The organism is Salmonella enterica subsp. arizonae (assembly GCF_008692845.1).
Lineage (GTDB): Bacteria > Pseudomonadota > Gammaproteobacteria > Enterobacterales > Enterobacteriaceae > Salmonella > Salmonella arizonae.
In genome coordinates this window covers 1-11,848 of sequence record NZ_VXJW01000024.1, presented here as the reverse complement: position 1 = coordinate 11,848, position 11,848 = coordinate 1, and the positions used below count along the sequence as shown (strand labels likewise).

Genomic DNA, 11,848 nt, shown 5'->3' with positions numbered 1-11,848 from the left:
ACTGATCGACATGCGTCAGGACCGGGCGCTGCTGACGGCGTGCTGCACTGACATGTCTGCGGGGGCGTTTTCTGCGCAGGTTCAGGCCTTCAAGACAATAAATCCGGTGGGTTTTCTTGTGGTTAACGGGGTCTGAAGCCCAACCGTACGAAAACGTACGCTAAGTACATTTTTTGTACGATTCTACATCCTGGCCCCACACCAATATAACCGTCATAGTGGCCATTCATCCGTTTCTTCCGCCTGCTTCAGTGGCCTTAACTGGCCTTTTGTTATCTGCTCTGCAAGCGTGAATGTGTAATGCCCCAGCATGTTGATATGTGCGTGCCTCAGTGGCGAAAGCCTGACTTCATCCTCTTCATTGATGGTTTCACCTTCATTGCGCAAATGATCCAGTGCAGCCTGTATGTAGATGGTATTCCACAGAACGACAGCATTGGTCACCAGGCCCAGCGCACCCAGCTGTTCTTCCTGTCCATCCTGGTAACGTTTTCTTATTTCCCCCTTTTGTCCATGACAAATCGCTCTGGCGACGGCGTGTCGACTTTCACCCCGGTTCAGTTGGGTCAGGATACGGCGGCGATAATCTTCATCATCAATATAATTAAGCAGATACAGTGTCTTGTTTATTTTTCCCGCTTCGATAATGGCCTGCGTCAGACCAGAAGGCCGGTCGCTACTCAACAATGAACGGATCGCCACTGAGGCCCGGATTTTTCCCAGCGTCAGGGAACCGGCCATACGCATCATGTCATCCCAGTGCTGCTCTATCTTCCGCGTATTGGCTGTGTTACGGGCAAGATCATTCAGTACACCATAATCGGCATCTTTATCCACTCGCCAGAACACAGAGGCTCCGGCATCAGCCAAACGAGGAGAGAACTGATAGCCCAGCAACCAGAAAAGACCGAAGATCAGATCACTGGAACCCGCCGTATCTGTCATTATCTCTGTCGGGTTAAGTCCGGTTTGCTGCTCCAGCAGGCCTTCCAGTACAAATATGGAATCCCTTAGCGTGCCGGGAACGACAACGCCATGAAATCCGGAGTACTGATCTGAAATGAAGTTGTACCAGGTGATCCCACGGCTGGAACCAAAATATTTTCGGTTGGGGCCTGCATGGACCGTTCGTACCGGGGCTATAAATCGCATACCGTCCGCAGAGGCCACTTCACCACCGCCCCATTTCTGAGCCAGAGGCAGGGTAGACTGATAATCAACCAGTCTGGCGTTTGCTTTTACCAGCGTTTCTTCCCTGAGATAATTTTGTTTGGTTCAGCTCAGACGATAACGGGTCAGCGCCGGAATATTGGGTCGAATAAAGGGCTTCATACCAATATTACAGGCTTCAGCCAGCAATACTGCACAGATACTGACGGTCAGGTCATCCATACGCGCACCCGCTTCGCTTGCGTGGGTAAATTCATCTGCAAACCCTATATGCGCGTTAATTTCAAGAAGGAGTTCGGTCAGATCGACAACCGGCAGCAAGTCAGATATATGTTTTGAGAGTAACTTCAGCGTCGGCGGCTCATCCAGTCCGTTCAGATGAGCAATGGTCAGCTTCGTGCGTTTACCTGTGAAATCCAGCGAAACGGCCTGATTATCAGCAAAATTTTTAGCGACCTGTCGGTAAACCGTGTCGAGCTGCCGGGTCAGCGCATTGACGGCCTCTCCGGCGTTGAGAGGATGCCCGAGGGAGCGATACACCTGCACTCTGCTGGTATGCCAGTCCTGACCTTGGAGAAGTTTAGCCCGTGGATCTCCCCAACGTTCGCTCCGTGCGACGTAAATATCACGTCGCCTCAGACTGTCCCGTAACTTATTCATAACACAGAGGGTATAGCCCTGTCGGGATAAATGACCGTCTTTGCCATAGCAGAGCCGCTTCCAGGGGCCGGTAATTATTGCCATTGGCGCATCATCAATGTGCTGCCTTCGGGTTGACCGGATCGCAGCAAGATAGCGTATAGCCTCCAGCGTGGTTTCGCCTGCCGGAGCGGCGCTGAATTCAATATTTTCCAGCAAACAGGGAAGAAAGCGGCGGACTCTCCCATACTGTTCCACCATTTCATCATGAAAACTGGCATCAGGAGGCCGGGCAATCGCGTTTATAAATGTGATGGTATCGGCCAGCCTGGCCGGAGGACATTTTTCAAATATTGTCGTGCGAAGCAACTCACTGTCGATATTTTCATCCAGAAGCACCGAGCAGATATGTGCCAGTTCTAACGCTGATTTATCGAGATCTTTCAGTGACCTCAGGCGTTTTTTCTGCCCAATTTTTTTCGCCTCCCTACCGATATCAGCAATAACCCCATCCAGAACGTCCAGCGCGTTATCCAGTGCCGATATTTCGCAGGAACGGACAAACGCAACCAGCATCGCTGTTCGTCTCGCGGGCGGCATCCGGGCTATTTTGTACACTGAAATCATATCCGCATATCGTGCGAGTGCATTGAATCGCACCGGAGGAATACCGGTAAAGTCGAGACTCTGCATACCAAATGCTTTCAGTTTCAGATAGCGTACGACGGCCTGATTAAATGCCGGGCCGCTGATGGCAACAGGACCTTTTCTTAACTGTTCAAAACGTGAAGTGCGCACGCCATCAGGCACCTGTAACAGTTCCTCAAGTAATGAGCACTGTTCGTCTGATGCCAGCCCTGAAAGACGTGACCAGAGTCTGTCTGCTGATTTTTCACGAACTTCCGATATCAGGCGGGTCAGTGTGGTGACGCCAGGCAACAGTATTTTGTTTTGCAGGAGCCAACTGGTAGCCAGATCGAAAAGCAGACCCGGTCGTTCGTTGCTGAGCCAGCTGCGGGTGAACAGTAAACGGCTTAGCCTGAAGGTCCACGGCCAGGCAAAATCACGATAGCCATACTGCCGTCGTATCAGTGCCTGGTGTTCACGCAATGTGGTTTCTCTTCTGGAATATTCAGAAAGAACGCCTGTATCAGATATTCCCAGTTGTCGTGCAACAAACCACTGCACGTTAGCCGGTATCGATGACAGGTCATGAGGCCATGTGCCAAGAAAGCGAACACATCAAGTCAGCAATGCCACCGCAAGACGGTTGGCTCTGCCGCGCCGGTTGTTAATGAAAGCCATATCCGCTTCGTCCAGCAGAAAGAAGCGAGCCAGCTGGACATCATTAGGTTCGCCTGAGAACTGACCATAGCTGGCCCGTTGATCGGCATTTAAAAAATCGGCGGGCAAAGTTGCCTCCCTGGCATGAGTAAAGAAAACGGTCGTTTTCTTTACTCTGATTTCCCATTTCGGCGCTAAACGAAACGACTGAAGAATTTTTAGCAATATACCCGGTAAACAAAACAATGTTAATATTAAGGTTATAATCACGGATATGTTAACAATTTGTGGGTGAACTCATGTTAGTCGGCTATGCGCGAGTCTCAACTGATGATCAGAATCTGAACTTGCAGCGGGATGCACTTAAGTTAGCCGGATGCACAAAAATATTTGAAGACCAGATCAGCGGAGCCAAAGCTGAACGTCCTGGCCTTCATGCTGTTCTTCAGTTTATCCGTCCTGGAGATACCCTGGTTGTCTGGCGGCTGGATCGCCTGAGCCGTTCGCTGAAAGATCTGATTGAAATGGTCAGGCAGCTGGAGTCGAACAGTATCGGCTTAAAAAGCCTTCAGGAATCCATCGATACCACCTCCAGTTCCGGGATGTTGATATTTCATCTGTTCGGTGCGCTGGCAGAATTTGAGCGCAATCTGACCCGAGAGAGAACGCAGGTCGGGCTTCAGGCTGCGCGGGCCAGAGGACGAAAAGGAGGACGGCCCAAAGTGCTGAATAAAGATAAACAGGCTCTGGCTGTTCAGTTGTACGACGAAAGGAAACATACCGTTGCGCAAATTTGTGAATTAATGGGCGTGTCGAGGCCCACACTCTATAAGTACATCGATGCAGCCAGGAGCGTGACAAATGTTTGACGGGGCCAGGCCAGCAGGAGAACACAACTCACGGGATCTGGCTGGGTGTGCACACTGTCCATATTTAAGACAATACGCCGAGACAGGGGATGGTTTTTCCCGTCGGGTATGATCGATCAGGACGACACTATGCTGACGGATATAACAGCAGTAACGGATAACGCCTATAAACTCAATATTAATAACAGCCCGGTTATTCCTGATGTGCTGCGTTTTCGGGGTACTGAGGAATTAAGCAAACCTTTCTCCTGGCGGATTGAATTCACCACGCCGCAGTCGAACATCCGGCCTGAAGATATGTTGATGAAGTACGCCAGCTTCATTTTGCGGGACAGTAAGAGGGTGCACGGCATCATTACCCGCCTGGAATGGCTTTCCACCAGTGCAGACCAGTCTCATTATGCCGCCACACTGGAATCCCGTCTCGCCCTTTTGTCCCGCTCCCGCCGTTGTGCTCTGTACCAGAACCTTTCCGTGCCGGAAGTGGTGGAGCAGGTGCTGCGTTCGCATGGTCTGGAAGGTCCTGACTTTGACTTTCGTCTGTCGCGCCAGTATCCGGTCCGCGAGCTGATTACCCAGTGGCGGGAAACCGACCTGGAATTCATCCAGCGCATTCTTTCTGAGGTGGGTATCTGGTTTCGCCAGGAGATGAATGACGTTACTGAGCTGGATGTGACGCTGTTTGGCGACAGCCAGCTTCACTATCTTTTTAATGGCGTTCTGCCATATCACGAGCCATCAGGTCTGTATGACGGTGCCGAACTCTGCTGCTGGGGCGTGCGTACCTGGCACAATACGGTAACAGGCACAATCAGCACCCGCGATTACAATCCTCGCACCGCGTCAGAGCCCATGGATAGTGCTGTTTCTGTCCGCTCTCCCGCTGTCACTATCGGTGAGCATTACCGCTACGCTGAACCGTACCGCGAGGCAGGAGACGACACCACCTCTGAGCCGGAATCCGAAAGCGGAGCCTTCTATGCCCGACTCCATCATGAACGTGAACTGAATAAATCTGCCCGAGTGCATCTGTTCAGCAACGCATACTGGCTAAGTCCGGGAATGGTGTTTGACCCGCAGGGTGTAAATCTGAAGGACCTGAGCGACGGCGTGATTATTACCTTCACGTCATTCACTGGCGCTCGCGATTCACGTCTGCATGTCTCGGTGTGGGGGATGCCGTACCGTGAAGAATACGGCTTCCGTCCGGCTGAAATGGCCCGCCCGGAAATCCATGGCACGTTGCCTGCGCGTGTTGAAAGCCGCGAAAAAAATGACACTTACGCGCATATTGATGAGTACGGGCGCTACCGGGTGCGGCTGGATTTTAATCTGGACGACTGCGAGCCAGGCTACGCTTATCCCTGGCTTCGGATGGCAAAACCGTATACCGGCGATGGCTACGGCTGGCACACACCGCTTATCGACGGAACGGAAGTGGCGATTGCGTACTGCAACGGTGACATAGACCTGCCGTATATCTCACACGCCTTCCACGACTCAGAACACCTCGATGTGGTTAACCGCGATAACCGCAGCCAGAATATCCTGCGCACCGCTGCCCGTAATGAGCTGAGGATGGAGGATAAGCGCGGCGAAGAGCATATCGCGCTCTCAACAGAATTTGCTAAAAGCCAGCTAAACCAGGGGAATATTACCGACGCACAGGATAAACCTCGCGGTACCGGTTTTGAACTCAGGACCGATGAGCGCGGCGTTATTCGTGTCGCAAAGGGACTGTTTATCAGTGCCGACGGGCAACAGAAAGCCGCCGGAGGCGTGCTGGATATGGACACGGCGTTGCGGGAAATCGACATCTGTCTGCAACAGCTCCGGCAGCTGGAAATGGCGGCTGAACAGGCGCAAGCCCTGAAAGCAGACGTAGACAGCCAGATCCGCATGTTCAATGAACGCCTGAAACCACTCAACGAAACGCTGGTCTTCTCCGCTCCGGAAGGGATCGCATTGACTTCTGGTGAGCATATGCAGCTCGCGGCGACCAGCAATGTTGCCATCAATGCCGGAGGCGATATCAGCGTGGGCGTTATGGGCAATATGACGGCGCTGGCGGGTGACAAAATCGGCATGTTCTCCCGCACCGGGCAACTGAGCCTGAAAGCCAGCGAAGGCACGATTGAGATGCAGGCCCGGAACGGTAACATGCGGCTGTTTGCGGAGAAGAAGCTGACCATTTCGTCAGAAAGTGACATCTCGTTTACCGGCAAGAAACGCATCACGCTGATTGGCGGCGGCAGCTACCTGAAGCTGGAGGCGGGGAAAGTGGAATACGGCACCACAACTACCTATATGCGCAAGGTGAAGCGAACGATGGCGGCCGCTGCGCAGAATATGCCGATGAAAATGCCCCGCACCGGCACTGCCTACATCTATTCCGCTATCTATCAGTTGCAGGACAAAAACGGCAACATTCTGGTTAATACACCCTATCACCTCACCACCCCATCAGGCCAGACAGCAACGGGGTTCAGCGATAACGAAGGTCGCTCCGTGCCGGTTTATACCCGTCAGCAGGAGAATGTGGAACTGCATGTCCTGACGAAAACATCACAGCCGGAAGAATCAATGTGGTTTGTAGGTGAAACCGATACGCAACAACTGGAAACCGAACTCAGGGAGAGCCAGCCATAATGGAAATGCCCGATTTACCCGATACACCGACAGGTGCGCCTAATGCGCCCACCGGCACAAACAACCAGCCGTGGGACTGCACCACGACGGGCGTCGAAATGGTCGAGAAACAGTCACGTCTGCCGAACACAGAAAACCGTCAGTACCTGCATATCAAGGTGGAATACGCCATGCGTTTTCCCCAACTGTCGGCACAAATTCGCCGGGAAGGGAAAACCTACCGGATGAGCCTTAAGCAGACGATGATGAGTGGTCTTATTCGCGTGGATGAAATCGCACGTAATTACTGCTGGTATTACAAGGCGGAGGTGGCGTTTGATATGCGAACCACGCCGCCCCGCCCTTTTCTGAGCAGTACGCTGCTGAAAAAAGACGGTGCTGGCCGTCGCCACACGACCAATCCTTTCCCGGTGCCAGGCAAGGGCATTTACCGCCGCCCTGACGTGATTATTGTTAAGAATAAGGAAGACCGCTGGCCTGGACTGACGGGGCCGGATACCGAAGGCAATATGCACAGCGATAACCTGGCCCGCCTGGTGGAGGTGAAGTTTCCAGGGGATACGCTGTATGAAGACCAATACGACGAATATATGAAGATTGTCGGTAAAGATCGTAACCGCATGACCATTCTGGAGATCCACGACTGTCGCCCGGAAGAGCACCAGTGGATTGACCAGGCGGTCAACGTGACGATGAAAGCCTGGCAGACCAGCGGAGCCAAATACTGGCCGCTCGTTCTCTACCCGCCGATTTTTATGCCCCGTCCGCCATCCACCCCCGCTGCCGCCAGAATAGAGCCCTGGACTTACGCCGGGCACGTTGTAGCCGACCTCAGTGAGGGCGCGGTGCGTGGCGTAGCCGAAGGCTGGAACGCCCTGTCAAAAGAGACGCAGCAGGTCCTGAATTCAGCGGCCAGCTGGCTTAACGACAGCGGCGAGTGGGTTTACCGGAAGGGAAGTGAGGCCTGGGTCTGGGCCAGCAAAACCGGTAAGTCGGTGAAATCCTGGACCAACGCCCAGATTAAGGCGGCATGGACAGAAATACAGCATGCCACCGATATGACGCTCGATATGCTCAAACAGGTGGACTGGGTACAGGTGTTAACTAATGTCGCGAAAACGGTCGGCGTTATTCTGGTTGCCGTGGGTATCGGCGTTCTGGTGGTAACGCTGGGAATCCTGGAAGCCATTATTGGCGCATTTTTACTGATTGTTCGTCTGGCGATAAGCGCCTGGGGAACACTGGCGGCTATTCTCGGTACGGGTACGGCGGCACTGGCAGTCCAATAAACAGGAGCAGGTATGGAATTGCAGGATTTTGAGCTGAGTTACATCGAGAAATGGCTGCCGGAAGCCTCCGTGAAGTATAAAGACGGTAGCCCGGCAGTCAATCTCGGTCTGATTATCACCGTCTTTTTTAAGGACGGGCATACGCCAGAAGTCCGCCGCAGGATGGTGGAGTGCGTGGATCGCTTTTACGCAGAATTTAAGCCGCATCTGAAAAAAACGATCACCAAAAACTGGGTCGGTATTACTGAGAAGAATTACGCCAAAAAGCGACAGGAGATCCTCGATTCAACGCCCGAAGAGATTTTTTCCTGGTATCTGGGTAGCGCAGAGCAGGATTTTCTGGCTCCTGATTACAGTATTTTAATTATGGGCAAGCGAATTTTTCATAATGACAATGATCGCTCAGTCATTAAGCTAACACTCCCGTTGTCACTGCTGAAAGAGCCTGATGGCAAAAAGCGTTATGAGGGCTGGCTGATGTGGCTGTGTGACACCTTTTCGGTGGAAAGCGGTTATGCCGGACTGTCGTTTGCACTTCCTTATGCCCGTGAGCGAATGTTCCCCTATGAATTCGCCCTGGCGCAGCGTTTTTCCGGCGTGATGGTGGATTCGCTGGGAACGCTGGAAGGCGGCGAAGCCGTAGAGGGGCTGAAAGGTGCCTGCTGGTACACCATTCTGGGCACGCCGTGGCTGGAAAAGCTGGGTGGTGCAGAGAGACTAAGACATCGTTTAGCTAAAACGCCTGAAATCAGCCTGCTTTCTTATAACAACGGCATACTCCTTAAAGCGGGTGAGCTTCCTCCTCCATTGGGTGAAATGAAAATCGAGGGATTATCGCCATTGCTGATCAAGGTAAACCAGATTATTCGCCCTGTTCGGTATGACGGGCATAATGGTCTGCATTTCCACTCTGAGTATGAAAACTTTCAGTTTGAAAAAGAATCGTCTATGGCATGGTTTGCGCGCTTTGACGAAGCCAGCGCCCTGCTGGATAAAGAAGAAATGGGGAAATCGTACGACCCCGTACGTATTAAATGCTGGACCGATGAAACAGCGCCCCACGCCGGACAATGGGCCGCGATGGTTAACGGCACCACCGAGTACATCCAGACCCGCGAAGGGCAGAAATTGCCACCGTTTGAGGATAAGTACGGTAAGCAACACAGGGCCTGCTGGAAGCTGCTGAAACGAGATGACAATGGTAGCGTTTATACACTTCCTGAGTAAAGTCGTGTGCTTAATCACTCTCAGAGGGGCGAGCGCCTGCCAGTCCCTGGAAAGACCCGAGGATATAAATGATCGAGTTAAGCGCAGAACAACGCCAGCTGGCAAAGATAGTTCATGACTACGCCAGCCAGTTTCCTCTGACAGAGGATGGTGATACTCAGCTATTGCAGGGCTGCTATGACTATATGGAAGCCTTTAAAGGGGTGATGGACAGTGCATCCAAAGTCCAGATGGACTACATCTGCCTGCAATATCCTGGATATTTTCGCTTTGCAAAGTGGATGGAACGACTGGCTCAGGGTATTGCTGATGGAGTTATCAAGGTTCCGAAAGATCACTAACAACATCATATGTCAGAAATTTGCGGGGTACTGACATTCTACCTGGTCAAGAAGTATACATAGCGTACGGTCTGGCTTCGTGGGTCGAAGCCAAATGTCGTCAAATCGCAGCTTCGCTCCCATTGAGCCATCCAGAGAATATACCAACAAGCACGTTTGGTTAAAAAATATACTTAGCGTACGTTTTCGTACGGTTGGGCTTCAGACCCCTTAACAGGCCATCCCTCCCGGCGCAACTGAATATGAATACGCGGGCAACCGTAGCGTATCCGGGTTTCCGCTATTTCCCGGATACGCAGGGTTATCGCCCGATCGTCACGCCGGCTCTGCCAGTGGTAAACGGTTCTGCCCTGCATCAGCAACCCGCATCCCCGCCGGACGCTGATACGGTAAGCCTCCCGCAAAAATGTAACCGCCTGGCGCTTCTGAGCCGGCCTCAGAACTTTTGCTTCAGTACCTCCTGCAGCATCTCCTTGTCCAGACTCAGCTCAGCGACCAGCTTCTTCAGCCGCTGATTCTCATCCTCCAGTTGCCGCAGACGCCGCAGTTCCGTCACGCCCAGCCCGGCAAATTTTTTCTTCCAGTTGTAAAATGTGGCCTCAGAAATTCCCATCTTTCTGCAGACTTCCCCGACGCGGGTGCCGGTTTCAGCCTGTTTCAGTGCAAACGCAATCTGTTCTTCGGTATAACGGGTCTTTTTCATGGCAATGCGCCTCTCTGTGAGGTGAAAGAAAGACCGGCTACTTCAGTTTAGACTGGTACTGTTTTCAGGGAGAAGATCATGCAATAAATGGACGCTCCGGAACAGTAATTTTAATGTGCTTTGTTTCTCCCCCCTGACTCTCAGGTTTCATTGTCCCTTTTGACTCAAAGTAACAGGGGTTCTCCCGCTTCACCGGAGACCAGGCTTTGCCTGACGCAAATTCTTCCAGTGTATACATTTTAGTGAACGGAACGGGCGTAACACAATGCGTATGCAACATGGTTTTTCGGTAAAGTTTCATTTCCATAATATAAATAGTCGATAGTGGCTCATTTATATTTCCGGTCATGTGACTTTGTGTTTCATAACTTCCCAGAAACGGCTGTTGCTTCACATCAATCAGGGGATATTTATTCCTTAGTCCGTAAGAATATGCAGGCTGATATCTTTTGCCGATTCAGCATAATGCCATCCGGTAACCCCGTGTTCATCGGTAACACCAGCTTCAGAACGTCCGTCCGGGAACATCAGAGTGTAGCGGCAACCAGCCATTAGCTGGCCATCGTCACCGGCGCACTGAAAGCGAATACAGTTCCGGGCGCCGGAATCCTGTGCCTGCTGCGCCGGGACAGGCGACTGACTGGTATTGCGGGAGGTCAGAGAGCCGGTGCCTGTGCTGGTAGACTGCGTGGCTGAACCGTACACATAGTGATCTGGGCAACGGCACAGCACTCTGTCACCTGTGGCCGCATACGCTTTGCCTTCTTCTGGGGAGTGTTAGAAATTCTGTGTCATTCCAGTAATATACACCAAAAAGGAATGACGCATGTCCCAGCCCTTCGATTTCGACAAAGCGCTTAAGGCACTCCAGTCTGGCCAGGCATTAACCGGTAAAGATGGGATCTTAACTCCATTAATCAAACAGTTAACAGAAGCTGCATTGGCTGCTGAACTGGACTCACATCTCGCTTCGGATGTTGAAGCCAACCGTAAAAACGGCTCCGGCAAAAAAACCATTAAGGCCGCCACAGGTTCCTTCGAACTCGCCACTCCCCGTGATCGCAACGGCACTTTTGAGCCACAACTGGTGAAAAAACACCAGACCACTCTCTCTGATGAGATCGTACACAAAATTATTCGCCTGTTCGCGCTGGGGATGAGCTGTCAGGATATCAGCCGGGAGATTGAGGACTTGTATGCCCTCAGCGTCTCGACGGCGACTATCAGCGCCGTGACAGACAAAGTTATCCCGGAACTGAAACAGTGGCAGCAGCGCCCGCTGGAGAAGGTGTATCCCTTTGTCTGGCTGGATGCTATCTATTATAAAGTCCGGGAGGATGGAGCTATAAGATGTGGGTCTTTCTACCATGACGCGATGGGTAAAGCCGTTGCGGGATGAACGACAGGATAAAATGCCAAAAGCCTCCCCCGTACCCCCGAAATACGCGAGCAGAAGAAAAAGCTACAACGCATTGAAATGGAGAATGAAATATTAAAAAACTGTCCATGGGGGAAACCCCGTCCTGAGTCTCAGAAACTCCCCGGAAAAATTGGCAGGCTAATTTAGCGAAGGAAGCAGCCGTCGGCCTTTTGGTGGTATGACCCCGTAAAAAAACATGGTTCAGGGACTGTGGCGGATCCGACAGTGGTGACTTTGTTCCCGTTCAGGAAGGTGAT

6 protein-coding genes and 5 pseudogenes are annotated in these 11,848 nt (G+C 52.1%); 7 read left to right on the top strand and 4 right to left on the bottom strand.

Annotated elements, in window-relative coordinates; translation table 11 throughout:
* Positions 1-145 (bottom strand): annotated as a pseudogene (locus F4V61_RS21835) (IS3 family transposase); the annotation flags it as partial.
* Between the two features lie 68 nt (positions 146-213).
* Positions 214-3,222 (bottom strand): annotated as a pseudogene (locus tag F4V61_RS21830) (Tn3 family transposase).
* A 170-nt stretch (positions 3,223-3,392) separates the two neighbouring features.
* Here F4V61_RS21830 and F4V61_RS21825 point away from each other — a divergent pair.
* The 5 genes from F4V61_RS21825 to F4V61_RS21805 all read left to right on the top strand — a co-directional run bounded on the left by F4V61_RS21825 (position 3,393) and on the right by F4V61_RS21805 (position 9,468).
* Positions 3,393-3,962 carry a recombinase family protein gene (locus F4V61_RS21825; RefSeq protein ID WP_000960105.1) on the top strand — a complete coding sequence of 190 codons (570 nt, stop codon included), beginning with the start codon at positions 3,393-3,395 and terminating at the stop codon, positions 3,960-3,962.
* Between the two features lie 129 nt (positions 3,963-4,091).
* Positions 4,092-6,611 carry a type VI secretion system Vgr family protein gene (locus tag F4V61_RS21820; RefSeq protein ID WP_080161274.1) on the top strand — a complete coding sequence of 840 codons (2,520 nt, stop codon included), beginning with the start codon at positions 4,092-4,094 and terminating at the stop codon, positions 6,609-6,611.
* The gene (locus tag F4V61_RS21815) at positions 6,611-7,900 is read left to right on the top strand and encodes a VRR-NUC domain-containing protein (RefSeq protein WP_038394636.1); all 1,290 of its coding nucleotides are present in this window, start codon (positions 6,611-6,613) and stop codon (positions 7,898-7,900) included. Before F4V61_RS21820 ends, F4V61_RS21815 begins: the two co-directional genes overlap by 1 nt.
* Positions 7,901-7,912: 12 nt before the next feature.
* Positions 7,913-9,127 carry a DUF3396 domain-containing protein gene (locus F4V61_RS21810; protein WP_000422662.1) on the top strand — a complete coding sequence of 405 codons (1,215 nt, stop codon included), beginning with the start codon at positions 7,913-7,915 and terminating at the stop codon, positions 9,125-9,127.
* Positions 9,128-9,195: 68 nt separating this feature from the next.
* Positions 9,196-9,468 carry a hypothetical protein gene (locus F4V61_RS21805; protein WP_000571628.1) on the top strand — a complete coding sequence of 91 codons (273 nt, stop codon included), beginning with the start codon at positions 9,196-9,198 and terminating at the stop codon, positions 9,466-9,468.
* A 212-nt stretch (positions 9,469-9,680) separates the two neighbouring features.
* On the opposite strand, the pseudogene F4V61_RS21800 reads toward F4V61_RS21805, so the two are convergent.
* A pseudogene (locus tag F4V61_RS21800) lies at positions 9,681-10,171 on the bottom strand (transposase); the annotation flags it as partial.
* A 417-nt stretch (positions 10,172-10,588) separates the two neighbouring features.
* Positions 10,589-10,903, bottom strand: a complete 315-nt coding sequence (locus tag F4V61_RS21790; RefSeq protein WP_000882555.1) for a hypothetical protein — start codon at positions 10,901-10,903, stop codon at positions 10,589-10,591.
* Positions 10,904-10,997: 94 nt separating this feature from the next.
* On the opposite strand from F4V61_RS21790, the pseudogene F4V61_RS21785 reads away from it, so the two are divergent.
* Positions 10,998-11,513, top strand: a pseudogene (locus F4V61_RS21785) (transposase); the annotation flags it as partial.
* A 7-nt stretch (positions 11,514-11,520) separates the two neighbouring features.
* Positions 11,521-11,669, top strand: a pseudogene (locus tag F4V61_RS21780) (transposase); the annotation flags it as partial.
* Between the last annotated feature and the right edge of the window lie 179 nt (positions 11,670-11,848).

Excerpts from the sequence above, each read along its gene's own strand:
- F4V61_RS21820 (WP_080161274.1), top strand. The coding sequence starts at position 4,092 with ATGCTGACGGATATAACAGCAGTAACGGATAACGCCTATAAACTCAAT.
- F4V61_RS21810 (WP_000422662.1), top strand. The coding sequence starts at position 7,913 with ATGGAATTGCAGGATTTTGAGCTGAGTTACATCGAGAAATGGCTGCCG.
- F4V61_RS21825 (WP_000960105.1), top strand. The coding sequence starts at position 3,393 with ATGTTAGTCGGCTATGCGCGAGTCTCAACTGATGATCAGAATCTGAAC.
- F4V61_RS21815 (WP_038394636.1), top strand. The coding sequence starts at position 6,611 with ATGGAAATGCCCGATTTACCCGATACACCGACAGGTGCGCCTAATGCG.
- F4V61_RS21805 (WP_000571628.1), top strand. The coding sequence starts at position 9,196 with ATGATCGAGTTAAGCGCAGAACAACGCCAGCTGGCAAAGATAGTTCAT.